This window comes from Algibacter lectus (assembly GCF_004368925.1).
GTDB classification, from domain to species: Bacteria; Bacteroidota; Bacteroidia; order Flavobacteriales; family Flavobacteriaceae; genus Algibacter; species Algibacter lectus.
The window spans coordinates 432,737-458,486 of sequence record NZ_SORL01000007.1 but is presented as its reverse complement, the minus strand read 5'-3'; the positions used below and the strand labels follow the sequence as shown (position 1 = coordinate 458,486).

Below are 25,750 nucleotides of genomic sequence, written 5' to 3'. Positions count from 1 at the left end.
AAATCATGATAGAAAAATTACAATCAAAAATAGCAAGAGTATCCAAAATATTAATAGAAGATATGTTTCAAGTAAAACCCGGAGAAACAGTCGCTATTACAGCAGATTTACCGTCTGATAGAGCTATTGTAGATGCCTTTGCGGCAGCTACTTCTGTAGCCGGAGGAATACCAATGATTATATTGGTACCAAGAGCAGAACAAGAAAGTCAGGCAGGAATGCCTTATTGGCCTTCAGAAGCTTTAACAGCTGCTTTATGTAAAGCCGATGTTTGGATTGAAGCAAATTCTATGGTGCTATTGTATTCCGACATTTGGGAAACTGCAATGCGAGATAACAAAAAACTACGCTATTTAATTATTGGAAATAGCTCTATAGAATCATTGGATCGCATATTTACAGGTTTTGATATTCAATCATTAAAACAATTACTTACTAAAACACGAGAAAAAGTATTAGCTTGTAACACTGTTAAGATTACAAGTAAAAATGGGACTAATGTGTCTTATGACATTGATTTAAATTATGCTTTTGATATTGATGATGGCGATTATTCTAAACCAAAATTTGGAACAGCTCCAGGTTTTGTAAACATTGTTCCTAAAATAGGAAGTATGAACGGAAACATTGTTTTTGACTTTTTACAGAACGGAGAACAAGGAAGTCCCTTAGAATTTGTTATGAAGCATAGTGAGATTGTTGATGTAAAAGGGGAGAAGGAAGCAGCAGAAAAATTTAAAACATACTTAGGCTCTTTTAATGATTCAAATATGTATAAAATATCTCATAATATGCTAGGTTTGAATCCTAAAGTAACTACATTAAGTGGAGATGTAGCGGAAGATGAACGTATTTGGGGAGGCGCTGATTTTGGTTTTGGACATACAAGTCCAATGGATATGCCGCCATTAGGGCAAGTTGCAAAATCTCATTTTGATGGTGTAGTAACAAATGTGAGTGTTTTTTTAGATGATATTCAAATATTTGATAATGGCGTAGTTTGTCATCCAGATTTAAAACCATACACTCTTAATCTTTTAAAAAATTAAATGGAAGATAATAATAATCAATACGCAACCACAAAAGTTCAACCAAAAGACTTTGTATCAGGTTGGGTTGTTGGTTTCATTATTGCGAGCACAGGATTATCAGTTTCTACACTATTTTTAGGTTCAGAAATTGCACTCAATCTAGGCCTTAAGCAAGCGCTTATAGCATTTGGTGTTTCTACATTTGTGTTAACTATAATGTGTATGGCAACCACATTAATTGGTAATCGATCTAGGTTATCAACGTACATGATACTACATTTTAGTTTTGGAGAATATGGAGCTAAAATTGTCAATTTTATTTTCGGTGTTACATTAATTGGTTGGTTTGCAGTAGCCATAGAGTTATTGGCAATTACCATTTATGATACTTCAATTAGTACTTTTAACTTTGTTGTATCAAAGGCGCTTATCATTATCGTAACTAGTCTATTTATAACCATTACAACAGTTTATGGCTTACGTAGTATTGAAAAGCTTGCCAATTTTTCTATTCCAATTTTAACAGCGTTTTTAGGGTATGTTTTTTACCGCTCTGTTGCAGATTTAGAAAGTCTATCGCAACTTTTCGACTATGTTCCAAAAGAAAATTCAATGACTCTTTTTGAAGCAATATCTATTTTAATAGGTGCTGCGGTTTTATTTCCTGTATTAATGGCAGATTTTTCTAGATTTATAAAAACAGATAAACAAAGTTTATTTTCAGTATTGGGTTTAACCATTGGTACACCTTTGGCCTATATGCTTAGTGCTGTACCATCTATTCAAACAGGTGAAGTCGATATTATTAAAATAATGGAACAATACAACTTGGTAATTCCTGCGTTTTTATTATTGTTTATAGCGACTTGGAGCACCAATGCTACTAATTTATATTCCGCAAGCCTAACGTTTTCTACAATCAACAAAAATTGGACGTTCAAAAAGGTAGCTATTGCATCTAGTTTATTCGGAACTATATTGGCATTGCTAGGTTTTGCTACCTATCTTTTTGATTTTCTTGAATTCTTAGGAATTCTAGCACCATCAATATCTTCAATATATTTTATTCATTTCTTTTGGATTAAAAAGCAGAAGTATAATCTAGAAGATATAAATAAATGGGAATTTCCAGCATTAATAAGTTGGATACTAAGCTCTATTATTACTGTTTTTACGTATTTAGAGGTTTTTCAATTAACACATGCATATTTTATAGATTCATTTGTTCTTGGTGGATTAATCTATGTAATTTTAGAAAGGAAGCGCATTTTCTGAAATTTTAGATTTGGCGAGCTTTGGATAACTATTCGCTGATATTTATTATTTTAATAAATCGAGCTCTTGGTAGCGGCTATTTTACATAACGGCTAATTATAGATACAATAGTATAAAATTATAGCTTACGAATTTTAACAAAGATCATCACGTAAAACAGCTGTTACATAAATGCAGATATAGACCTAAAGGCACTATATCTGCATTTATGTAAAATAGAACAGAAACAGTTCTATTCGCCGTTTTAAGCATATAATACATTTGTACTATAATTAATATTATGTAAAATAGAATATTTTGAACCATACTCTAGTATCTTTCAAACTACACATAAAATATAGAAAACACGAATAACGAAATCCTGTTAAGCCACATTCATTTGTATAATATCTTTAAGTTGAGCTTTACCAATAGGTTTATTAACAATACCATTCATGCCAACGGCCATGCATTGTTCCTTAACTTCACTAATTTCTAAAGCCGTTAACGCAACAATATTACAATCTGGTTTAAAAGATTTTATAGTTTTAGAGGCTTCAAAACCATTCATTAAAGGCATATTGATATCCATAAGTATTAAATCGAAATCGTCCGTTTTACAGCGTTCTACAGCTTCTAATCCATTATGTGATATAGTGCAAATGTGCCCAATAGAAACAATAAGTTTATTGGTAATCATTTGGTTTATTTTATTGTCTTCTACAACTAAAACCTTTAATGGCTTCTTTCTATTATGTAAAGTACTTTTAGCAATAACATCCGGCGTAGCAATTTCACAAGGAATTACAAACGAAAATACACTACCCAAACCAAGTGCGCTATCTAATTTGATTTTGCCGCCTAAGGTTTCTACATGGCTTTTCACAATAGATAAACCAAGACCAGAACCAAACGATGTATTTTCTTCTATGGCTTGTTTAAAATTTTCGAATATTAACGTATGGTTTTCATTAGCAATACCAATACCAGTATCTTCAACTTTAAATTCTAAATAGTCGATATCACTATCTGTATTTACAAGGGCTACGCTAACATCTATTCTTCCTTGATTTGTGAATTTTATAGCATTAGAAATTAAGTTATCTAAAATTTCGGTAAGTTTTAAGCTGTCTAAATAATACAAATTATCTATAGCAGCCGGCATATTTAAAACCAATTCATTATCTTTTTCTTTAGCAGAATAATTAAGTGAATTGATAAGGTCGCTTATTAAAACTTGTAGATTAATAATTGTTTTTTTCTCCGCTACCCTATCCGATTCAATTTCGGTAATTCGTAATATTTTATTAACCAATTCGTGTAATCTATTCCCAGAAAACTGTAAGGAATTAATTAAGTTCTTGTGTTCTACACCTAAAGTTTTATCATCGGCTAACATTGAAGTTATCCCCATAACACCGTATAAAGGTGTACGTAACTCATGACTTATATTACTCAGTAATTCCGATTTTAAATTCGTTAAATGTTCGGTTTTAGATCGTACAGCTTCAAGATCTTTTCGTCTTTGTTTATCTTTAAAAGAATGCACAAGAAAAAGCATTAACAGAAAAAATAAAACAAATGAAACTACAATAGCCGTAATAATATTATTTCTAGAATTAGAAGTTTCGGTTTCTAATTGCGCCTGTGTAATTTCTTTTTGATATTCACTAAATTTAAACTGCGCATTTAGATCTTCTAATTTTAATCGTTTTTCGGTGTTAAAACTTAAATCCTTATAAAACTGCTTATTTTTTAACGCCTCTATTGCCGCCGTATAATTGTTTTGGGCTTCAAATATTTCATATTGTAAATTGTAGCTATCTATCAATTCAGGATATAAATCTTCTTTTTTAGCAATTTGAATAACTTTTTCTAAGTACGTGTTAGCGGTATCAAATTCCAGTTTCTGTTTATTATAAAGTCCTTCTAAGTAATATAATGTTGCTATATAAACAGGATCGTCAATATCATTATCAGTTAAGGTTTTAGTAGCAGACTCTAAATAAGGTAAGGCGTCGTCAGTTTTGTTAAAATCTAAAAACAAACCCGCCATGTTTAAATGCCAAGCAGCAATATTATCAGGGTTACCATGTTTTTCAGCATAAACAAAGGCCTCGTTATAATGTTTAATAGATTTATCTAAGGTGCTTTCATCTTTAGAATAAACGCTTCCTAAACCGTTTAAGGCCGAAGCAATAATGTAATCGCTTTCTAATTCTCGACCAAATTTAAGCGTTAGTAAAAAGTATTTTTCAGCACTTTCATCATCATTTAGCATTTGATATGTAGTTGCCAAACTATTATAAGCCCGAGCTTGCTTTTCTATTGTATTAGAAATGTTTGCTAATTTTACAGCAATAATAGAGTACTCTAAGGCTTTTTCGAAGTTAGATCCAAAATTTTCTTTACGAGCCAAATCTATCAATACACTTATGCTATCGCCCACCTTTTTTGTTTCATTTTGAGGTTGACCATAGCTAAATATAAAGCTAAGCATTAATAAGATGACAAATAAAGTTCTATTCAAGCTAAATTTATTTAATTTCCTTGGTTAAGGTATCGATATAATTTATGAAATGCAAAATACCGACATATTATCTTACGAACCAATTAATTATCGGTTTTTGTACGCTTATTAATTATTTAACACATTTCATCCGTTTTTCTCATCATTATTGGCATAATTGTTGAAATTATAAATGTTAAAGTACTGTTATGTAACGTTTAGCTTTAGTCTACGACTAAAAAAATAATCTTATATTTGCTAGCCCAAAATTTTATCAAAAATGAAACCGGATCCAAAATCAAAAGCGAAGAAATCTAAATTCAAGCTTTTACATCAATACTACTCTTACACAGGGTTTTACAGCTTTGTTTGGCAAGCAGTAAAGAAGGCTTTACCGTATATTATTGGTATTGTTATTTTGGTATATGTGGTGAATCATTTTTTTGATATCAACAAAACACTAACGCATTTAACAGAAATACTTCCGGCTTACGGTGTTTTAAGTTTCTTTTTTGTTTCAGAAACACTTTTAGGCTTGGTACCACCAGAAATTTTTATTGCCTGGGCAGGTAAAATGTATAGTCCGTGGTTTTATTTAGGTGTTTTAGCTGTTTTATCTTACGGTGGCGGTTTAGTATCTTATTGGATGGGACGTACTATTACTAAAATTCCATCGGTACATAATTACATTGAAGTAAAAATGGAAAAGCAACTTAAAAACTCAAAAAAATGGGGTGGCTTTTTAATTATGGTTGGAGCTGTATTGCCTCTACCCTTTTCTATTGCTTGTTTGGCAGCCGGAATTATCGAATTTCCGTTTAAAAATGTCATGCTTTTTGGTTCGCTTAGATTTATCCGTTTTGCGCTTTATGGCATTCTTATTTTTAGTGCGCTTTAATAGGGTTTTGCTTTAACGAATTTCACCTTCTATTTATCTTATTTTTAACGATTATTATGAAGGGATTACAACTTTAGAACCTTATTTTTGCTGAAAATTTACAGTATGTTTTCATTATTAAATATTTTCAGAATTGTAGCCTTTTTAGAAGGTGTATCTTATCTTCTTTTATTATTTATTGCTACTCCAATTAAATACATCTCCGGTAATCCTGAATACGTAAAACTTTTAGGAATGCCTCACGGAATGCTTTTTATTGTCTACATTATTTTAGCTTTTTTAATTAAAAGTGACATGAAATGGACTAGCAAAACATTTTTAATTGTGCTTGTAGCTTCTGTTATTCCTTTTGGAACTTTTTATGTTGAAAGTAAACTTTTAAAACCAACGGTTTAATGAGTGGTTTAAAACATAAACTTTATGACTATTTAATTTTAAGTGGTTTTACCGAAAACTCTGCCAAGTATCTAAATATGCTTGCGCTATTAATTGCGCTATTAATAGCCGTGTTTATTATAGATTATGTAACACGAAAAATACTAGTAAAAACCTTTGCTCAGTTTGCTTCGGTATCTAAATCTAATTTTGACGATTTATTGGTTGCCAATAAGGTGCCTCGCAACATAGCGCACATCATTCCGCTACTTGTGGCTATTAGATTTGTGCCTGAAGTATTTGGGGATTTTCCAACTTTTGAAGATGTTTTTGAGCGTGGCTTAGAAGTTTTTGCCATTATTTTAATCCTTTGGATTGTTAGAAGCTCACTTAATGCTTTAAAAGACTACCTAAAAACCTTACCGCGTTTTAAAGACAAACCTATTGATAGTTACATACAGGTTTTCATGATTTTCTCTTGGCTAGGAGGTATAATGTCGGCCATTGCCATTTTAACAGGTATTGAATTTATAAAATTTGTTACCGGTTTAGGCGCTATTTCTGCAGTAATTATACTTGTTTTTAAAGATACTATTATGGGCTTTGTTGCTAGTATTCAGGTATCTATTAACGATATGGTGCGCATTGGCGATTGGATTACTTTTGAAAAATACGGAGCCGATGGTGATGTTATCGAAATTAATTTAGCCACTGTAAAAGTGCAAAACTTTGATAAAACGATAACTACGATACCAACTTATGCTTTAATTTCCGATTCGTTTAAAAACTGGCGTGGGATGACGAATTCTGAAGGGAGACGTATTAAACGAGCGCTTTATATTAAGCAAACTGGTGTTAAATATTTAAGCGATGCTGATGTTGAAAAACTAAAAGGTATCCATTTAATAACGTCTTATTTAGAAGGCAGACAAGCAGATATCAAAACTTACAACAACGCGAATAACGTTGATAAAAACCTACTATTAAACGGACGTAACCTTAGTAATTTAGGTGTTTTTAGAAAATATATAGACACTTATTTAAAGCAGCACTCTGCGGTAAATAAAGATATGATGATTATGGCTCGCCAATTGGCACCAACTACCCAAGGTATTCCATTAGAAATTTACGCTTTTAGTAGCGATAAACGTTGGGAAAACTACGAGTATATTATGTCGGATATTTTCGATCATCTTATAGCAGCTCTACCCTATTTCGATTTAGAAATTTTTGAGTTGCCAAGTCATGGCAGTTTTAAAGCTTAGACTAACAAAGACAATATTTTATAAACTATATATTGCTGCGTAACCAGTAATTTCACTTAAAAAAAGTAAAAAAACGCTATTAGATTTTAAAAAATTTAATAGCGTTTTAAAAGTTATTATTATTTCATGAAAAAAGTTATTTCTCTCATATATTTACTTGGTGTTTTTCAATCTTTAACCGCTCAAAATAAAACCGAAATAAAACAAAAACTAGACTCTTTAGCCAACGTTTACACGGAATACAGACTAAATAATCAGTTACAAAAAAAACGATTTGAAGCCACAATTACTTCAGAAAAATGGGATAGTATCAATTTCGATCCTTATAGAAATAACATTAAAATACAACCTTTCGAAATTACATTTTCAGATAGTACCTACACCTCACCTATCGATGGTAAAAAAGTCATTACATCGCGTTATGGTTGGCGAAGAGGTCGTGCCCACCAAGGTATAGATATTGATTTAGTTACCGGAGATTCTGTTCGCACTATGTTTGATGGTATTGTAAGGTTTGCAAGATATAGCTCTGGACATGGACGTATTGTAATTGTACGTCATTATAATGGCTTAGAAACAGGTTATGCCCATTTATCGGAATATCAAGTAAAAGCCAATGATACCGTTTCTGCCGGAGATATTATAGGTATTGGTGGTAAATCAGGAAATGCAAGAGGGAGCCATTTACATTTAATTACAAGTTATAAAGGCAATTACATAAACCCAGAATATTTATTCGATTTCTCGGAAAGTAACGCCGTTAGAAACGAAAATTTATGGGTGACTAAAAAATGGGTAACGGCTCAATATCATGGTTCTAAACGACAAACTGAATTAGAACTTCTAACCACTAAATCTTTAGCAGAGGCTAGCCATAAAGAAGATAACAGAAAAAAAATACACGTGGTTAGGAGTGGTGAAACACTATCTGGTATTTCTGATAAATATAGAATTTCTGTATCTAGACTTTGTAAAACGAATTCCATAAGAAAAACGAGCCTCTTAAAAATAGGACAAAAACTAGTTGTTAGTCTATAATTACTTAAAAAACAACTTGTTTTTTAATAGAGACACACCTTTTTTATCGTCTTAAAATCATTGGTTTTTTAAGCTTAGAAGCTTGATAATAAAAAACGCTATCAATTTTATAGGTTTCAAACAGTTCTGCTGCACCTCTAATTTTAAGCTTATCTCTTATATGTAATAACCAATCGGCGCGATCTACTTTTACGCTATCTAAAACCACATTGGTTAGGTTTGCTCCTTTTAAATTTGCTCTAATTAAAAAGGCTCCTGTTAAGTTAGCACCTTCTAAATTGGCATTAATTAAATTTACATCGTCCATATCTACGTGCGATAAATTGGTGTTTTTTAAGCTGGCATTTTGTAAATCAACATTCATTAAATCAGATCCAGATAAGTTGGCTTCATTCAAATTAATATCCCTTAAAGTAGCGCCTCTTAACTTAGCATTCATTAATTCCGATTTAGTAAAATCACTTTCCTGTAAAATTTCATCTACAAAAAACGATGACGAAATTTTACTTTTACACAACGAAATAAGTAACTGTCCACGCTCTGGACTAATAGGCTCATCAATAAGCTTATCGCCTACCATGTATCTATACGGTTTCATGGCGCGGCTTAAGCCAATAATTCGTCCTGCCAAAGTATTAGAAAGCCTAGAAGAACTGCTATTTTTTAATTCGCTATTTACATCACTTAGAACCTCGCCCATAATAAACATTTGAGTAGAACGACGAGACGCCTCAGCTAAATGTGTTTGAGTTTCTATTTTACTATTCTGAATTTTTAATAAATTGTTTTGGTAAAACATTAAAGTTGTTGGCAAAATAGCCAACAATAAACCAATAACGCCAATTCGGGTAATACGCCTAATTAAACTCGCTACAAGGTTAGATGTGGTTTCTATTGATATTTTATGTTGCTGATTAAATTCGTTAATAGAATTATAAATACTCTTTTTAAGATTTTTACCAGCAATTAGAGTACCAACAAACTTAAAAATACCGCGCTTATTAGATCGTTTTTTTTTAGAATCTAGTTTTTCGAGACGTGCCTTTAGGCGTTGATTTTCTCGTAATAAGTCGTCAATATGTTCACTCATTTTTAAGTTTTGGGGGTTAGTTATTTTTCGGTAGAAAACAAATTTACTGCTTTAAATTTAATTGAACTTCATTTCTGTTTTCGCAGAGTTTATTGTTTTTAATAAGTAGTCTATAAATGCTTCCTTTATTATTAGTTAAAACCTTTCCCTGCCAATATAAATAATCTTTTTATCAAAAATCGACACAAACATATTTTCATCGACGAAATACACTTTTAAATAGGTGTATCTACGTATAAACACGATTAAGTACGAATTTAAACGATTTAACGCAATCTGTTTCGCTATGTTTGTCGCTTATTAACCATAACCAAATTTAAATGATGAAATTAAAAATTAAAATTACCGGATTATTCCTAATCTGCTTACTATCTACATTTAACAGTTTAGCCCAACAGGAAACTTTTCTTGGGGAAGTAAAAATGTTTGCAGGTAATTTTGCTCCCCGAGGTTGGGCACTTTGTCAAGGACAGTTATTACCAATATCACAAAACGATGCATTATTCTCAATTTTAGGAACTACGTACGGCGGAGATGGCAGAACTACTTTTGGCTTACCAGATTTGCGTGGTAGAGTTGCTATGGGACCTGGTAATGGACCTGGCCTAACGTCTCGTAAAATTGGACAAGAATTTGGTACAGAAAATCAATACTTATCAATACTAAACATGCCGGCCCACAATCACGTAGCTGTTGTTACAGGAGGAAATGTTGCTGCTAATGTTGCTTTTAGCGCCAATAGAGCGGTTCGCTTCACACCTCAAGAAGGAGATGTACCGGCGGCAGCTAATTATCCTGATGGATTAACTGCTAAATCTGTAAAATCATTTGGACCAGCTAGTAATATAATTAACGGTCAAATCATACCAAATACACTTCCTACGGTTACCACAGGAATGGCAGGTAGCGGTCAAGGTTTTTCTATTGTACAACCAACACAAGTGATTAATTATATTATTTGTACAATTGGAACATTTCCTATAAGATCATAAAACAAAGAATAGATATAAACATTTTAATTTAAACACATGAAAAAAAATACTCTCGTTTTTAGCATAATATGTATGCTGTTTTTTAATATAAATCTATTTTCTCAAACAACTTTCGATTGGGAAACGGCGATCACTAATGGAGTCTCTGCTAGTCAATCCGTTAATGGTATTACAGCTACGGTTACCAACTCTAGCAATGATGTTGACATAATTAATGGTAATGGATTTGATGGTACTACAGATAATGTTGCATACTCAGTAACGGGATTAGCAACTAGTTTTACGGTCAATTTTAATACTGCTGTTGATATGACAAGTGTTTTTGCTTTTACCGGTGATGATTCATATCTAGGTGGAACATGGACATTTACACCTTCCGGTGGAACCAATTCAGCTGTAGACGCTTATATTGGTCAATTTTCAGGGTCAACTGTACTAGTCAATTGGACTGGAATTACTTCTTTTACAATTACTGGTTCAGGCGGTGGACACCCTTTTGCTATTGATAATATTGAACTCCCTGCTGCCTGTTCAGAGCCAAATATTTCTTCTTTAACGTATTCCCCTGGAACCATTTGTAACGGAACTTCTGTTACATTAAATATAATTGGAGATTTAAATGATGCAACAGAATGGAAAATTTACACTGATTCTTGTGGAGAAACTTTAGTAGGATCAACAGCAACATCTTCGTATTTACTTGGAGAATTGTCTACCACAACTACATACTACGTTCGAGGTGAAGGTGGTTGTATTAGTGGAACATCTTGTGAAATGATAGAATTATTAGTTACCCCTTTACCAACAGTAACCTTTACAGCTCCTGAAGATCTATGTTTGGATGCTGGCATTCAAGCTGATTTAGGTGGTGGAACAGCTACTGGAGGTGTGTATTCTGGTACTGGTATTACTGACGATGGTAATGGAATGACTTATTCTTTTGACCCAGCTGCCGCTGGTGTTGGAATTCATACTATAACATATACGTTAACCAATGCTAATGGATGTACAAATGCTGTTAGCGACGATATTGAAGTTACTAATACCGATGCCCCTAGTGTTGATATTATTACTGTTGGTTTAACAGGAGATTGTGCTGAATTGAGTACTGGTTTCACTAAAACAGATATTCTAAATGGTAAAAACGTTTATATATCTAATTTAGACAATTTTCCTCTTGCAGTTGGTTTTGACGGCACAAAATGGGTTTTATTCGCTATGGACATTGAAAATACAGGATTTGAAAACACGAGTGTTCCTGCGGGGTTAACTCCTCCACTAACAGGATGGGTTCCAACTCAATGTTTTGACGGCACGATGGATATCTACCTAGGAGCATATGTTTGCCACGGAGGTACTATTGCAGACTTATCATTGCTTTTCTCTGAAGATAATATAAAAATTTATGTTGATGCTACTACAGAAACTCCTCTAGCAGAAACAGACTTAGTCATAAATGGAAATCAATACTATATATCAAAAACAATTAATGGTTGTGAAAGTGATAGATCTGTGATTGAAGTAACCGTAGGCTCTGAAATTAATAATGAGGCAACATTAAATGCGGGAGTAATAACAGCAACACAATCTAATGCATCATACCAATGGTTTGCTTGTACTGGTGAAGGCGATGAATATTTAGATGGTGAAACAGGTCAAAGTTTTACAGCTACGGAACCTGGAGATTACAAAGTATGGGTTTCTGTTTTAGGCTGTTCAGTAGAATCTATATGTATTACCGTATCTACTCTAGGAACAACGGAAATTACTGATAATAAATCTAATTTTTCAATGTATCCAAACCCTAGTTCTAGCCAAGTGAAAATTAAATCTAGTTTAGGAGGTCAATTTAAAATTATTAATCAATTAGGACAAACTGTAAAATCATTCAATGCAACAGCAACCATTGAAACTACAGTGTTTGTTGGGGACTTAAGCGAAGGTATATACTTTGTGCAAGGCACCGATGGCGCTTCTGAAAAGCTAATGATTAAAAAATAGTTAGTATACATTTTAAACAAGCATAAAAAAAGCGTGAATTCTAGTTTAGAATTCACGCTTTTTTCTTTTAATAATGTTAAGTTTATTAAAGCATCGCTCCTACTTAGGATCTAAAATAGTATTAATACGCTCTAAACAATCTTTATAGTGGTATTTTGTTGTAGTGTCAGTAGAACGATAAGATGCGTTAATAACAATCTTTTTTAACACAGATAATTCTCCTCTTGCCAAAGCTCTAACATCTGACGGTTCTGTCATTAAAAAAGCCATACGCTCAATATATGCACGTTGTAAATTACGACGATAGATATCTACATTTTTTGTCGCGTTAGCTTCTATCCAAAGTCCTTTACGAACATCTTGTAGTAACTCTAAAGCAGAATAATTGTTTGCGTCTATAGTTTCATGATCAATTAAACGTTCTAAAATCTCGTGACTCAATAATTTATTTAAAAAACTACTTTGGTATTTACCTAAACGCGCTGTGTAACCTTCATAATCTGTTCGGCTTAAAAGTTCTTTTTGAACTAACCAACTCGGTGTTGTAAATGCATTTTCATGTAACCATTGTACGGATGCTTTTTGAGTTTCTTTAGGTACAGCTTCAAACGGAATACCAGACTGGTTCGGGTTAATTAAATTCTCATGTACACCTCCAACATTGGTTAATACATGACTGATATAACGACGCCACGCTCCAAATAACTCATCATATAACTCCTCTAAATCATCGTAATCATTAGTAACATCACTAGTCCATTCTGGTAAATGAATAGAAACATATTTTAAGTTTTTAAGCGCATAAGTACTCGCTTTTATAGCATCGTTTCCTATATCTTCTGTTTGTGATGTAGGGTCAAAACGGCTTCTTTGTTTTCCGAAGATATATTTTGGATCACCAGCTTTTTCAAGAATCCAACCATCTAGAGTTATTAGTTCTGCCTCTGGAGTATTGGCCTCTGGAATAACACGGTATCCCCAGTTAATAGCATAATCATCATAAGCTCCTAATTTTCTAATAAATCTAATATTTTCATCACCAGGTTGGGCAATATAATTATAACGCGCATAGTCCATAATAGTAGAAGCAATGCCGTTCTTTTGTGTAAAATCTCCATTTCTATAGCTTTCAACATCATAAGCTTTACTTGCACTCATATTATGCGGTAAACCTAAAGTATGCCCTACTTCGTGAGCTATTACCATTTTCATCATTTCACCAATATCTTCTTTCGGTGTATTTAAAGTTCTAGCCGCAGGATTAGCCGCGCCCGTTTCAATTAAATATCGATTTCTATACGATCGTAAATGGTTATGATACCAAATAATGTCACTTTCAATAATTTCTCCTGTCCTCGGGTCCGATACGCTTGGTCCCATAGCGTTTCTAGTTGTGCTCGCTACATAACGTATTACAGAATAACGAATATCTTCTGGACTAAAATCTGGATCTTCTTCTTTACTTGGCGGATCTTTAGCTATGATGGCATTTTTAAAACCAGCTTTCTCAAAAGGACCTTGCCACAGCTCTACGCCTTCTTTAATATATTTACGCAAGTTTTCTGGTGTAGCCGGATCTAAATAATACACAATAGGTTTAATAGGTTCTACTAATTCACCACGAGCATAAGCTTCTGGATCTTTAGGTTCCATACGCCATTTACGAATAAAAGTTTTAGTATCAGACTTTAATGCTTCACTGCCATAGTCTACGTGATCTAGAGTAAACCAACCCACGCGGTCATCTGAAAAACGAGATTGCATAGGTTTTTCTGGTAACAAAATCATAGATTGATTCATTTGTAAGCTTATAGACTCACCACTTCTAAAAGATGGTGGTGCAGATGCATTGTAAGTCATATCTTGTACCACTTCAATATTCTCAGGAAAACTCTTAACACTGTTTATAAAACTTCTAGAAGCGTCTAAATTTTTTACCTTATATTCACTACGCATATAGGACGGTAAACCACTTATGGCTTTAACATCACTAGTATAAAACTTAGTAACATCTACAACTATTGCTGTAGAATCTTTGCTAAACGCACTAATGTCAAAAGCAAATAATGTAGGTTCGTAATTATTAGATTTAACCGAAATGCTAATTGGTAACTCTTCATTAGCTACCGAACTATAAGATTTCTCTTTAATCAGTATTTTATTTTGAAAGCGCTCCCATGTTACTAAACGCGAATTGGTTTTAGTTCCCGCATTAACATAGCCATCGCCCATATTGGTTGGCAATTTCGAAATTCTACTTACTAGAAGCATATCTTTCCCTAAGTGTTCCATAGGAATTTCAAAAAAATACGATTCTCCAACTTGGTGTGTTTTAAATAAACCATCATCTGAAATGGCACTTTTAGTAATTACCTCGTTGTAGGGTTTTATTTTTCCCTCTTTTTTCTTTTCAGGAGGTTTAGATATTTCACTTTTATCTTTTTTATTCTTTTTCCGTTTAGATTGAGCGTAGTTGCTTGTAGAAGCCAAGCACATTATTAATGATAAAGTTACAAGTATTATTTTTTTCATAAGGAAAGAGTTAGATACATAATCTTTAAAAATAAAAAATTAATACCATTAGCACTTTTTTTTCACAAAATTTTAAGGCAAATTAATATTACAATTACGGATTTATTATTTTGAAAAGCTTTTAGTTAGAATTTAATATTAAAAAGCAAAACATTTACTAGTTTATCATGACTAATATTTTCGAGTTTCTCACAGCAACTCCTCCATATTTCCATATTACATCATTCAAGTAAATAACCTGTCATCACTTTAAAAACCAATAAGTTATTAAATTAAGTTAGAAACAATATAAATTTCTTACTAATTCTCATTTCTATAATACTTTATATAAGGATTACTTCTCTATCACCCCCAATTTTATATCTTTGCATTTTACGCTATAGTCAACACTATAGACACTTTATAAATTTAAAGATGAATGAATAAACATTTAAATATAAAAACAATTTGCTTTGTAGGTTTAGCCTATATATTGTGTTTTCAGGTAAAAGCACAAGGTGTAGATTTTTTATTTAACGAAGAGTTAAACACTTTAATGACTCAAAAAGAAGGCGGTTCTCCTTATACTTTTGAAATAATTAGTGTTGTTTATACAACTGTAGGTGAAAAACCAACAACTAAACGTTTAACAACTTTCTATAAAAAAGCTTTAGCATTTACTAACAAAGCCAAAGCTGATAGCACACGAATAGCTAACCTAAATAAAGAATCAAAACTTACACCTGCCGTTAAAAAAGAAATCGCAGATGTTAACAATCGATTAAGAATAGCGCGAAGAACCTTAAAGTCAGTAAAAAAATATGAAATTGTACCAAGCCAAGTTTCTGTTGGAAAGTATAATAAATATAAAATAAGAAGAAGTGTTTTTAAACCAGAAAACATCTTTGTAGGTGCATTTAAAAATTTAGGTTCATTTTATGTTACTAAAAGTATAGATGGCTATAATGAGAGAGACTTAATTTCTGTTGCTAACGCGGAAAGCAATAATTTAACAAGTGAATACTTTCTTTTCGAAAATCAATTTGTTCTAATTGAAAATATTCAAACCAAGGTTGTCTATATGGTTTACCCAGATTTTTTAGAGAAATATGCCATTAATAAAATAGCAGCTCAAGAAAAGTATAAGGGTAAAATTAGTTTACCTAAAAAGGAATACATCCATGATTACGATAAAAAGATAGACTCTATAATTATAGATTATAATTACAAGGAATATAGTCGATCTATAAATATTAAAAATAAATTATAAAGATTGGATGTTCCAAAATAAATATGCGATACATATTTAAAACCTAAAATAATTATATAAAAAAAACCTGTTAAGAAATTTCTTAACAGGTTTTTTTTATATAATTGAGGTATTAACTCTCTAGATATTTGCAGCTAAAAAGTCACCAACTTCTTTAGTACCGTAAGCTTTTCCGCCATCGGCTAAATCTTCAGTAACAATACCTTCAGCTAACGCTTTGTTTACAGCATCTCTAATTACTTTTCCTTCTTCTGGTAAGTTAAAAGCAATTTCAAACATCATGGCAGCAGATAAAACCATGGCCATTGGGTTCGCAATATTTAATCCAGTTGCTTGTGGGTAAGATCCGTGAATAGGTTCGAATAAAGCAATATCAGATCCCATAGATGCCGATGGCATTAATCCCATAGATCCAGAAATTACAGAAGCTTCATCTGTTAAAATATCACCAAACAAGTTTTCAGTAATTAATACATCGTAGCTATTTGGCCATTGTACCAAACGCATAGCCACTGCATCAACCAACTCGTAACTTACTTCAACTTCAGGATAATCTTTTTCCATAGCCTGAACAGTTTCTCTCCACAAACGAGATGTCTCCATAACGTTAGCTTTATCAACACAACATAATCTTTTAGAACGTGTCATTGCTAATTCAAAACCTTTTTTAGCCAAACGTTGTACTTCAACACGTGTATAAACACAGTTATCAAAAGCCGTTTCACCACCATCTCTTCTACCTTTTTCTCCAAAATAGATTCCACCAGTTAACTCACGTAAAAACACTAAATCTGTTCCTTCAATACGCTCTTGTTTTAAAGGTGATTTATCTAATAAAGACGGAAACGTAAACGTTGGTCTTAAATTAGCAAATAAGCCCAATTGCTTACGCATTTGAAGTAAACCATTTTCTGGACGTACTTTTGCCGAAGGATCATTATCAAAACGAGGCAAACCAATAGCTCCAAATAAAACAGCATCCGAAGCCAAACAAACTTGGTGTGTACTGTCTGGGTAAGGTTCTCCAACCGCATCAATAGCAGCAGCACCTGTTAATGCTGGCTTCCAAGTTATTTCATGTCCAAATTTTTCCGCAACCGCTTCACTAACTTTTTGTGCTTGCTCCATTACTTCAGGTCCAATACCGTCACCTGCTAAAACTGCAATATTAAATTTCATCTTTATTAATTTTAAACTTTAAATTCTATTTATTTTTTTTGGCGTTTCTTTTTGCTCATGCCTCCGAAGTGTAGTACCAAAATAAGTTTTGAAGTACACTTGTCAGCATCGAAAAACGTCGGGCTTTCACTACTCGCTTCCTCCTAGCGTCGTCGAGCTCAAACAAACCGTTTAATCCCTAACGCGGGTCTGTCTACAATGTTTCTGTATAGCGTTAGCAGTTTCAGTTTACAATAAACTCATTTAGCTCACCACTATATTCATCATCTTTTCAGTAGCCTTAATTGCCGAAACTGTTTGATCGGAATCTAAACCACGTGTTTTAAATTCTTTTTCAGCACTTTTCCATGTAATAATGGTTTCACAAAGTGCATCCGAGTTACTTCCAGGTGGTATACGTACTGCATAATCCACTAATTTAGGTAACTTTAATTGTTTCTGTTTAAAAACACTTTTAATGGCATTCATAAACGCATCAAATTGGCCATCGCCATGAGCACTTTCTTCAAAAACTTCGTCGTTTATAGTAAGTGAAACCGTAGTTGTAGGTTTTAAGCCCATAGCATGCGTTAGCACATATGCGTTCACTTTCACTTTTTCCTCATAACTTCTGTCTAAAACATCCGAAATAATATAAGGTAAATCCTCCTTAGTAACGACTTGTTTTTTATCGCCCAACTCAATAATACGTTGGGTTACTTTTTTAAGATCTTCACCATCAAGCTGAAGTCCTAATTCTTGTAAATTCTTCTGTATGTTGGCCTTTCCAGACGATTTCCCTAAGGCATATTTTCGGGTTCTCCCAAAACGTTCAGGCATTAAATCACTGAAATATAAATTGTTTTTATTGTCACCATCTGCATGTATTCCAGCCGTTTGCGTAAATACATTGGCGCCAACAACAGGCTTATTAGCAGGGATCATAAAACCAGAAAATGTTTCTATAAGCTTGCTAATAGTGTACAAAAAGGTTTCGTTTACACCAATTTTAACCTCGGGCATAAAATCGTTTATAACAGCAATAGTACTAGCCATTGGTGCATTTCCTGCTCGTTCGCCCATACCATTAATTGTTAAATGCAAACCATCTGCTCCGGCTTTTAAACCAGCCATAACATTGGCAACACCTAAATCGTAATCGTTATGTGCGTGAAAATCAAAATGTAAACTCGGGTATTTATCTTTAATTTCTTTTACAAAATTAAAAGATTCCTCTGGTGTTAATACGCCTAAAGTATCAGGAAGCATAACGCGCTTTACAGGTTGTGTTGATAAAAACTCTAAAAATTCAAAAACATAAGCTTTAGAGTTTCGCATACCATTACTCCAATCTTCTAAATAAATATTAGTTTCAATACCGTGTTCTGTGGCTTGAATAATATTTTCTTTAATTTCTGTAAAGTGCTGATTTGGAGTTTTTTTAAGCTGATGTGTTAAATGGTTTAACGAACCTTTAGTTAATAAGTTTTGAACCTTTGCTCCTGCTTCTAGCATCCAATTAATAGAGATCCCTTTATCAACAAAAGTTAAAACTTCAACAGCATTTAAATAGTTGCTTTCCTTAGCCCAAGCTGTAACATCCTTAACCGCCTGAAGTTCACCTTGCGACACACGTGCCGAGGCAATTTCAATACGGTCTACTTTTAGTTCTTCTAATAAAAGTTTAGCTATAGTGAGCTTTTCAGAAGCAGAAAACGACACGCTCGAGGTTTGTTCACCATCGCGCAATGTCGTATCCATTATTTCAATTCTTTTTACTTCCATTTTCTAGAAAGGACGCGATTCAGTAAATGCCTCTATCTCGCTTTTCATGTTTTGTAAATAGTCGATATCATCAAAACCATTTAACATATTGTCTTTCTTATAACCATTAATATCAAAACTTTCTTTCGTTCCAGAAGAAAGTAATGTAATAGTTTGTGCTTTTAAATCAATTTCAACTTCCGTTTTTGGATCTGCATAAACAGCTTCAAAAATTTCATTAGAAAATTCTGGGCTAATTTGCACAGGTAATACTCCAATATTTAAACAGTTATTTTTAAAGATATCTGCAAAGAAACTAGATACTACACAACGAAAACCATAATCGTAAACCGCCCAAGCAGCGTGCTCACGAGAAGAACCAGAACCAAAGTTCTTTCCTCCTAATAAAATTTTTCCTGTGTAAATTGGGTTATTTAATATAAAATCTTCTTTTGGTGTATTATCACCATTATATCTCCAGTCACGGAATAAATTATCTCCAAAACCGTCACGAGTGGTCGCTTTTAAAAAACGAGCTGGTATAATTTGATCAGTATCTACATTCTCTATTGGTAACGGTACTACGCTACTCGTTAATGTTGTAAATTTATCGTATGCCATTTTTTTAATATTCAGTTTGCCAGTATTCAGTGGACAGCAAGCTGCCATAAACTGACGATTATTTTTTTATTCTTTTATAAAATCAACATATTGTTCAGTTTATTAACTTAACAACTGTTGACTATACACTGCCAACTTATAGTAAATCTCTAGGGTCTGTAACTACGCCTGTAACTGCTGCAGCTGCTGCAACTAACGGGCTCGCTAACAATGTTCTAGATCCTGGTCCTTGACGACCTTCAAAGTTTCTGTTTGATGTACTTACCGCATATTTCCCAGCAGGAACTTTATCATCATTCATTGCTAAACAAGCAGAACATCCTGGCTCTCTTAATACAAAACCAGCTGTTTCAAAAATATCTAGTAAACCTTCTTCTTTAATTTTAGCTTCAACAATGTGAGAACCTGGTACTAACCATGCCGTAACATTATCTGCTTTTTTGCGTCCTTTTACAATAGAAGCAAATGCACGGAAATCTTCAATACGTCCGTTAGTACAACTTCCAATAAATACGTAATCGATTTTCTTACCGATCATAGATTCATTTTCTGCATAACCCATATAAGCTAAAGACTTATCATAAGTAGACTTTCCTCCTTCTACAGATTCTGCAGATGGTATATTTTTAGAAATTCCCATACCCATTCCCGGATTTGTTCCGTAGGTAATCATTGGCTCAATATCTGCTGCATTAAATACTAATTCTTTATCGAAAGTAGCATCTTCATCAGTTTTTAAAGTTTTCCAATAGGTCATTGCTTTATCCCAATCGGCTCCTTTTGGAGTCATGGCACGACCTTTAATATATTCAAATGTTTTTTCATCTGGAGCAATCATACCACCACGTGCACCCATCTCGATAGATAAGTTACAAACCGTCATACGACCTTCCATAGTCATGTTTTCAAAAACATCCCCAGCATACTCAACAAAATATCCAGTAGCACCAGAAGTTGTTAATTGAGAAATAATGTATAAACCAACATCTTTAGGCGTAACACCTTTACTTAGTGGCCCATTAATGCTAATACGCATTTTTTTAGGTTTTGGTTGCATTATACATTGTGTAGTAAGCACCATTTCTACTTCTGAAGTACCAATACCAAAGGCAATAGCTCCAAAAGCACCGTGAGTAGATGTATGAGAATCTCCACAAACAATAGTTGCTCCTGGAAGTGTAATACCGTTTTCTGGTCCTACAACGTGAACAATACCATTATTTTGGTGACCTAATCCCCAGTGACTAATACCGTATTGATTAGCATTATCTTCTAAAGTTTTTAACTGATTAGCAGATAACGGATCTTCAACAGGTAAATGCTGATTAATTGTTGGTGTATTGTGATCGGCAACAGCAAATGTACGGTCTGGGTACAATACACTTAAGCCTCTACTTTTTAAACCTACAAAAGCTACAGGACTTGTAACTTCGTGAATTAAGTGACGGTCTATATAAAACACATCTGGTCCATCTGCAATGTTTCGCACAACATGCGAATCCCACACTTTGTCAAATAATGTACTACTCATAAAAAATTTAAATTTTTGTATTAAAATAGCTTTAAAGCTATAAGAGTAACAAATTTAGAGTTTATTACAGTATTTCAAAACTTTATAGTCCTTAGTTACTTTATTTTTATAAAATCACCAACGGAACCGATATAATTTGAATTTAATGCAATGAAATCTTAAAAATGATTATAATTTTTAAAAGAATATTAAGGCTAGATTTTATAACCTATCGGCTACATATTCAATTTCTGTTTTACCATGTGGTAATGCTTTACCATCAGGCCCAATATTAACCATTACAATGTTTGAAATTGTTATAATAGTTTCTCGCGTCATTTTATTTCTAACCTCTGCTCCTAACACCAATGAAGCCCTTCCAAATTTTACAACGTCGATACCAATTTCTACAATATCACCTTGCTTTGCCGACGATTTAAAATCAATTTCACTCATAAATTTTGTTACCACTTTTTGGTTCTCTAATTGAATAATAGAATAAATAGCAGCTTCCTCGTCGATCCACTCTAATAAACGACCGCCAAACAATGTACCGTTGGCATTTAAATCTTCGGGTTTAACCCATTTTCTAGTATGAAATCTCATATTTTATATCTTTAATTTTTAGTTCTTTTTATAAAATAAAGGTACTCTAAAAATCAGCATTAAAACAACCATTTTAATTACTCTTACTTATTCTAGTATGTGTTTTTATTATTAACTTAAAATAAGGATTGCTGTTTTTCTTCATTCGGAATATTTAAAGCATATCCTAACTTTTCGTTAACCTGTTTTATAAAATATGCTGAAAGCAAAGGCGATTCTTCTTCAATGTTTTGATGAATGAAAAAATCGACTTCTTTAACACCTTGTTCTTTCCAAAGTTTTAAACGCTCAATCCAATCGTCTAATCGTTCATAATCCGAAGGATGATTAGCTCCAACATAGCGCACAAAAGCTGTAGAATTAGTTAATCGCATGTGCATTAAATCGCGACGCCCAGCGGTATCTACAATAACATTAGAAATATTAAAGTCTTCTAAAAGTTGATACAAGGCATCCGCAATCACTTTGTCGTTATACCAATCGCTATGCCTAAATTCAATCGCTAAAGGAATGTTTTTAGGCCAGTTTTTAGCAAAAGCAACCACTTTATCAAAATCTTTAGGAGTGAAATTACTATGCATTTGTAAAAAAACAGTGCCTAGTTTTTCTTTTAAATGCGATGCATTGTATAGATATTGATCAACGACGCCTTCAACATTTTGTAGGCGTTTGTAATGACTAATTTCTTGATTCAACTTCGGAAAAAACTTAAACCCTTCTGGTGTTTTATTATACCAGGTTTCAAATTGTTCCGCAGGAAAAATGCGATAAAATGTAGCGTTTAGTTCTATAGAATTAAATTGCGAAGCATAATATTTAAGTTCATCTTTTGTACCACGAGGATAAAACCCCTTAAGATCTCCCCTATTCCATTTTGCACAACCTACATAAATATCTGGCATATTATCATCCTTTACCGTATTTAAAATGCGCTTAGTATCTATATGATCTTGGGGTAAGGTAAAATCAATAGTATCAGGATTTGTAACACTGCCAAATTTCATGTAAAACGTTGTATTAATGCGGTTTAAAAAGATGTAAAATAATGAGATTATAAAGATAAAAATATTAAATGTTAATAACCTCGTGAATAATTAAAATACACAAATACTATTACAGCCCTAATAATTTCTACCTTGAGTAAAAATCAAAACTATGAATTCAAGAGACTTTAATTTGAAGAGTATTCGTCCAGAGATTTTAACAGCAACCATTAATGATGCTATGAGCAGCGAGGAGCGTTTCCAAAACCTAGTACTTCGGCCATGCATTAAGATGCAAAACGATTTACTTGTTGCTGCTTTTAGAAATTACATTATAAAGCATAAATCGGTTTTTTATGGTTTAACACTCGATAAACGTATGGAATATATTGAAAATGCCATTCAGAAAAACATGAAATTCAGAAACTCTCTAAAAGGCATGATTATCGGTGTTTTTACTGTGGAAGAATATTTAATTTATACCGAAAATTCATCGGCGCTAAACAAACGCATGATGAATATTGTAAAAGATAGACTTTTAAGCAATATTCAACTTTTTGATAAACCGGAATTACTAACTGCTGTTTAACTAAATTTTAAGCGTTATCTTTTTATTTATTTTAAAATGAAATAGATAAAATGTAATGCCTTTTGTTTTGGAAACGTAAATTAGGTTTTAATTATTTTTAAGTTTTCTTTGTTATCGATATTTAGAAAATAAATTCCGGCTTTAAAATTACTTAAATCTATTTTTACGCTTAAAGCATTTTCGTTTTTAGATAGTAAAAGTTGACCGTTAATAGAATACACATTTATATTTCTGTATCTTGATGTTGTAAATGAAATGTTTAGATCATTTAAAACGGGATTTGGATAGAAACTAAAAGAGTTTTGAGTATCAGCTTCAGTACCCAAAGTATTGTTTGAAATTGCATTATACATGTTTCCTGATAATGCAAACATATAAATAACTCTTAAAGTAGCTCCAAAATAGGCATTTGTAGGTTGGTTTTTTAATTCGGAATAACCATTATTTACAAAATTTTGATTAGATGCAGACATCGCTGCTGCGGCGTACGCTCCTGTAAAAGTGGGGTCTTTATAAGATATATCTATAGCAACGCCTTGTTGAGAATAGCCTGGGTAAATTTGATTAAAACCACCTTGAGCATTTACAAAATCATTACATAAAGAAGCGTAATTAAGAGCTTTCGAACCTCCATACCATATATAGTCTAAAGCTATTCGCCAAGGTGTTCTAGCCGCATCATAATAATAAGATTTCCCTTCATCGTAAGCCCAGGACACTTCATTTGAATATGTTCCATCAGCCTTACACCAATCTGAAACTAAATTATAAAATGCATTGTTGTTAGATAAGTTGGCATTTAAAATATCATAACTTTTATCGCTTACAGCCTCCCAAAAAGCAACATCATTAGAATAAGTTCCAAAAACCTTAAAATATCCAGGTGATAAATAAGAGGGATTGGTATTACTCGACCCGCCCCAAACATCTCCAGGTTTTAGAACGTAAGTACCATTTTCTATTTCGTGATTTTTAATGGTATTTATTAAAGTTAAAGCATTTTCTTTATAATCTAAATCACCTAAACTGCCCCATTTTTTGTCTGCAACAATTAAAGCGTAAGCGACATCTAATTCTGCATCAGATGCTCCGTTAAAACCAATAACGGTTGAACATTCACTAATTTTCCAGTTCATCACACCATTATTATTAGAGAAATCTTTATAATAAAGCCATAAACCATCGAATAATTCCTTGTCATTGGCATAAACAGAAAGCAACATACCGTATCCAATTCCTTCAGATACAGTTTCTGATGGCGTATCAAATTTTATACGGTAGCGTCCATTCACGCAAGTTTCTGCAAAAGTATTTCTCCAGGCAAGGTAGGCATCATAAATATCACTAGACCCTATGTTTGTAGGTTGAACTCCATAACTATAATCAGAATTAACAAAGCTAACCTGATTTATTTGTGAAAAAGAGCTAAGTGATGTTATTAAAATAAAGCAAATTGATAGTAAGTTTTGGTTTTTCATATGTTTAGGGCTTTTAAATAAACATATACGCCTAAACTAATAAAAAAGATTATGTTTTTCGAATTGAATCAAAAAAATGAATACTCTCCTTATCTCACCTAATTAATCAATCTTCTATTAATATAACTCCATTTAAATCAGTAGTTAATACATCGCTCATATAATCAAAATACGGACGAATTATTTTAAAAGCAGAACTTACTTCGTTTATAAAATTAGAATCTAAAACTTCGGCATCGGTATATTTTTTAATAAAAATATATTGTTTCTTCTTTATTAAATCGATCGCCTTATCTTCTTTATTAAACCCGCGTGGTGCCGTTTTCACTTCGTCACCAACAAAGCCTCCCCAAGTTGTTTTAAACGTTTTATCATTAATAATATCACGAATCTCAGAATCGTCCATTTCGAATTCTTTTCTAATTCGCATTAAATCGGCCGGAGCTGGATCCCAAAATCCGGTCGCTATAAAACTCTCGTTATTTGGTTTAATCTGTACATGATAACCACCACGCAATCTAGGTTTTACTCTATGGTAAGAACCGCTAAAATGCGTTTTATATGGAAGTTTATTTTTAGAAAACCTAACATCTCTGTAAATTCTAAAAATTTTCAGTTTATCGATTTCATCATGTGCATTTAAAGCTTCTAAAAGCGCATTATAAAATACTTTTATATCTTTTTGAACGGATTGAAACTCTAGTTTATGCTCTCCAAACCATTCGCGATTATTATTTTTTTCTAATTTTTTTAAATATGTAAAAGCCGCTTTCGGCACAGAAACACTCATATATATTACTTTCCTTT

Annotated in this window: 21 protein-coding genes; 10 read left to right on the top strand and 11 right to left on the bottom strand. The window is 32.8% G+C overall.

All coding sequences use genetic code 11. The features are described from left to right. The first annotated feature begins 5 nt into the window (after positions 1-5). Both DFQ06_RS02935 and DFQ06_RS02930 read left to right on the top strand, forming a co-directional pair. On the top strand, positions 6-1,049 hold the full coding sequence (locus tag DFQ06_RS02935; protein ID WP_133965919.1) for a 2,5-dihydroxypyridine 5,6-dioxygenase NicX family protein: 1,044 nt from the start codon (positions 6-8) through the stop codon (positions 1,047-1,049). Then, positions 1,050-2,306, top strand: coding sequence for a purine-cytosine permease family protein (locus DFQ06_RS02930; RefSeq protein ID WP_133965917.1), 1,257 nt, complete (start codon positions 1,050-1,052; stop codon positions 2,304-2,306). It begins immediately after the preceding gene. A gap of 364 nt (positions 2,307-2,670) precedes the next feature. On the opposite strand, the gene DFQ06_RS02925 is transcribed toward DFQ06_RS02930, so the two are convergent. Further along, positions 2,671-4,815, bottom strand: coding sequence for a tetratricopeptide repeat-containing hybrid sensor histidine kinase/response regulator (locus tag DFQ06_RS02925; RefSeq protein ID WP_133965915.1), 2,145 nt, complete (start codon positions 4,813-4,815; stop codon positions 2,671-2,673). Between the two features lie 259 nt (positions 4,816-5,074). Here DFQ06_RS02925 and DFQ06_RS02920 point away from each other — a divergent pair, with 259 nt between their 5' ends. From DFQ06_RS02920 to DFQ06_RS02905, 4 genes are all read left to right on the top strand, one after another. Continuing rightward, positions 5,075-5,692, top strand: a complete 618-nt coding sequence (locus DFQ06_RS02920) for a YqaA family protein (protein WP_074935921.1) — start codon at positions 5,075-5,077, stop codon at positions 5,690-5,692. Between the two features lie 105 nt (positions 5,693-5,797). Continuing rightward, positions 5,798-6,088: a DUF3817 domain-containing protein gene (locus DFQ06_RS02915; protein WP_042495062.1), complete on the top strand. Its 291-nt coding sequence runs from the start codon at positions 5,798-5,800 to the stop codon at positions 6,086-6,088. Next, the gene (locus tag DFQ06_RS02910) at positions 6,088-7,332 is read left to right on the top strand and encodes a mechanosensitive ion channel family protein (protein WP_133965913.1); all 1,245 of its coding nucleotides are present in this window, start codon (positions 6,088-6,090) and stop codon (positions 7,330-7,332) included. Before DFQ06_RS02915 ends, DFQ06_RS02910 begins: the two co-directional genes overlap by 1 nt. Before the next feature lie 126 nt (positions 7,333-7,458). Continuing rightward, the gene (locus DFQ06_RS02905) at positions 7,459-8,370 is read left to right on the top strand and encodes a M23 family metallopeptidase (protein WP_133965911.1); all 912 of its coding nucleotides are present in this window, start codon (positions 7,459-7,461) and stop codon (positions 8,368-8,370) included. A 43-nt stretch (positions 8,371-8,413) separates the two neighbouring features. Here DFQ06_RS02905 and DFQ06_RS02900 read toward each other — a convergent pair whose 3' ends face one another. After that, the gene (locus DFQ06_RS02900; protein WP_074935925.1) at positions 8,414-9,460 is read right to left on the bottom strand and encodes a pentapeptide repeat-containing protein; all 1,047 of its coding nucleotides are present in this window, start codon (positions 9,458-9,460) and stop codon (positions 8,414-8,416) included. Positions 9,461-9,780: 320 nt separating this feature from the next. Here DFQ06_RS02900 and DFQ06_RS02895 point away from each other — a divergent pair, with 320 nt between their 5' ends. Both DFQ06_RS02895 and DFQ06_RS02890 read left to right on the top strand, forming a co-directional pair. Beyond that, positions 9,781-10,452: a phage tail protein gene (locus DFQ06_RS02895; protein ID WP_235833469.1), complete on the top strand. Its 672-nt coding sequence runs from the start codon at positions 9,781-9,783 to the stop codon at positions 10,450-10,452. 36 nt (positions 10,453-10,488) lie between these two features. Next, a complete protein-coding gene (locus tag DFQ06_RS02890) occupies positions 10,489-12,453 on the top strand; it encodes an Ig-like domain-containing protein (protein ID WP_133965909.1) in 1,965 nt (654 codons plus the stop codon). Between the two features lie 99 nt (positions 12,454-12,552). Here DFQ06_RS02890 and DFQ06_RS02885 read toward each other — a convergent pair whose 3' ends face one another. Next, positions 12,553-14,985, bottom strand: coding sequence for a zinc-dependent metalloprotease (locus DFQ06_RS02885; RefSeq protein ID WP_133965907.1), 2,433 nt, complete (start codon positions 14,983-14,985; stop codon positions 12,553-12,555). A 418-nt stretch (positions 14,986-15,403) separates the two neighbouring features. Here DFQ06_RS02885 and DFQ06_RS02880 point away from each other — a divergent pair, with 418 nt between their 5' ends. Next, a complete protein-coding gene (locus DFQ06_RS02880; protein WP_042495052.1) occupies positions 15,404-16,234 on the top strand; it encodes a hypothetical protein in 831 nt (276 codons plus the stop codon). A gap of 120 nt (positions 16,235-16,354) precedes the next feature. Here the strand turns inward: DFQ06_RS02880 and leuB are convergent, their stop codons facing one another. From leuB to DFQ06_RS02850, 6 genes are all read right to left on the bottom strand, one after another. Further along, the gene (gene leuB / locus DFQ06_RS02875; protein WP_133965905.1) at positions 16,355-17,413 is read right to left on the bottom strand and encodes a 3-isopropylmalate dehydrogenase; all 1,059 of its coding nucleotides are present in this window, start codon (positions 17,411-17,413) and stop codon (positions 16,355-16,357) included. A 243-nt stretch (positions 17,414-17,656) separates the two neighbouring features. Continuing rightward, entirely contained in the window at positions 17,657-19,177 is a 1,521-nt protein-coding gene (locus DFQ06_RS02870; RefSeq protein WP_133965903.1) for an alpha-isopropylmalate synthase regulatory domain-containing protein, read from the bottom strand. Between the two features lie 3 nt (positions 19,178-19,180). Then, positions 19,181-19,777 (bottom strand): 3-isopropylmalate dehydratase small subunit, encoded by a 597-nt coding sequence (gene leuD / locus DFQ06_RS02865; RefSeq protein ID WP_042495047.1) that lies wholly within the window; start codon positions 19,775-19,777, stop codon positions 19,181-19,183. A 136-nt stretch (positions 19,778-19,913) separates the two neighbouring features. Then, positions 19,914-21,308, bottom strand: coding sequence for a 3-isopropylmalate dehydratase large subunit (gene leuC / locus DFQ06_RS02860; RefSeq protein ID WP_074935933.1), 1,395 nt, complete (start codon positions 21,306-21,308; stop codon positions 19,914-19,916). A gap of 201 nt (positions 21,309-21,509) precedes the next feature. After that, complete coding sequence (locus DFQ06_RS02855; RefSeq protein ID WP_042495043.1) at positions 21,510-21,893, bottom strand: acyl-CoA thioesterase; 384 nt, start codon at positions 21,891-21,893, stop codon at positions 21,510-21,512. Between the two features lie 116 nt (positions 21,894-22,009). Beyond that, positions 22,010-22,897: a DUF72 domain-containing protein gene (locus DFQ06_RS02850; RefSeq protein WP_133965901.1), complete on the bottom strand. Its 888-nt coding sequence runs from the start codon at positions 22,895-22,897 to the stop codon at positions 22,010-22,012. Positions 22,898-23,048: 151 nt separating this feature from the next. On the opposite strand from DFQ06_RS02850, the gene DFQ06_RS02845 reads away from it, so the two are divergent. Next, positions 23,049-23,465: a hypothetical protein gene (locus DFQ06_RS02845; RefSeq protein WP_042506795.1), complete on the top strand. Its 417-nt coding sequence runs from the start codon at positions 23,049-23,051 to the stop codon at positions 23,463-23,465. A gap of 80 nt (positions 23,466-23,545) precedes the next feature. On the opposite strand, the gene DFQ06_RS02840 is transcribed toward DFQ06_RS02845, so the two are convergent. Next, positions 23,546-24,943 carry a glycosyl hydrolase family 8 gene (locus tag DFQ06_RS02840; protein ID WP_133965899.1) on the bottom strand — a complete coding sequence of 466 codons (1,398 nt, stop codon included), beginning with the start codon at positions 24,941-24,943 and terminating at the stop codon, positions 23,546-23,548. Between the two features lie 106 nt (positions 24,944-25,049). Beyond that, positions 25,050-25,733: a DUF2461 domain-containing protein gene (locus tag DFQ06_RS02835; RefSeq protein WP_133965897.1), complete on the bottom strand. Its 684-nt coding sequence runs from the start codon at positions 25,731-25,733 to the stop codon at positions 25,050-25,052. Positions 25,734-25,750: the final 17 nt, after the last annotated feature.

Bases quoted from the DNA above. Each gene is read 5' to 3' on its own strand.
- DFQ06_RS02835 (WP_133965897.1), bottom strand. From the start codon at position 25,733: ATGAGTGTTTCTGTGCCGAAAGCGGCTTTTACATATTTAAAAAAATTA.
- DFQ06_RS02915 (WP_042495062.1), top strand. From the start codon at position 5,798: ATGTTTTCATTATTAAATATTTTCAGAATTGTAGCCTTTTTAGAAGGT.
- leuB (WP_133965905.1), bottom strand. From the start codon at position 17,413: ATGAAATTTAATATTGCAGTTTTAGCAGGTGACGGTATTGGACCTGAA.
- DFQ06_RS02880 (WP_042495052.1), top strand. From the start codon at position 15,404: ATGAATAAACATTTAAATATAAAAACAATTTGCTTTGTAGGTTTAGCC.
- DFQ06_RS02870 (WP_133965903.1), bottom strand. From the start codon at position 19,177: ATGGAAGTAAAAAGAATTGAAATAATGGATACGACATTGCGCGATGGT.
- DFQ06_RS02885 (WP_133965907.1), bottom strand. From the start codon at position 14,985: ATGAAAAAAATAATACTTGTAACTTTATCATTAATAATGTGCTTGGCT.
- leuD (WP_042495047.1), bottom strand. From the start codon at position 19,777: ATGGCATACGATAAATTTACAACATTAACGAGTAGCGTAGTACCGTTA.
- DFQ06_RS02900 (WP_074935925.1), bottom strand. From the start codon at position 9,460: ATGAGTGAACATATTGACGACTTATTACGAGAAAATCAACGCCTAAAG.
- DFQ06_RS02840 (WP_133965899.1), bottom strand. From the start codon at position 24,943: ATGAAAAACCAAAACTTACTATCAATTTGCTTTATTTTAATAACATCA.
- DFQ06_RS02850 (WP_133965901.1), bottom strand. From the start codon at position 22,897: ATGAAATTTGGCAGTGTTACAAATCCTGATACTATTGATTTTACCTTA.
- leuC (WP_074935933.1), bottom strand. From the start codon at position 21,308: ATGAGTAGTACATTATTTGACAAAGTGTGGGATTCGCATGTTGTGCGA.
- DFQ06_RS02910 (WP_133965913.1), top strand. From the start codon at position 6,088: ATGAGTGGTTTAAAACATAAACTTTATGACTATTTAATTTTAAGTGGT.
- DFQ06_RS02920 (WP_074935921.1), top strand. From the start codon at position 5,075: ATGAAACCGGATCCAAAATCAAAAGCGAAGAAATCTAAATTCAAGCTT.
- DFQ06_RS02855 (WP_042495043.1), bottom strand. From the start codon at position 21,893: ATGAGATTTCATACTAGAAAATGGGTTAAACCCGAAGATTTAAATGCC.
- DFQ06_RS02905 (WP_133965911.1), top strand. From the start codon at position 7,459: ATGAAAAAAGTTATTTCTCTCATATATTTACTTGGTGTTTTTCAATCT.
- DFQ06_RS02890 (WP_133965909.1), top strand. From the start codon at position 10,489: ATGAAAAAAAATACTCTCGTTTTTAGCATAATATGTATGCTGTTTTTT.
- DFQ06_RS02930 (WP_133965917.1), top strand. From the start codon at position 1,050: ATGGAAGATAATAATAATCAATACGCAACCACAAAAGTTCAACCAAAA.
- DFQ06_RS02845 (WP_042506795.1), top strand. From the start codon at position 23,049: ATGAATTCAAGAGACTTTAATTTGAAGAGTATTCGTCCAGAGATTTTA.
- DFQ06_RS02935 (WP_133965919.1), top strand. From the start codon at position 6: ATGATAGAAAAATTACAATCAAAAATAGCAAGAGTATCCAAAATATTA.
- DFQ06_RS02895 (WP_235833469.1), top strand. From the start codon at position 9,781: ATGATGAAATTAAAAATTAAAATTACCGGATTATTCCTAATCTGCTTA.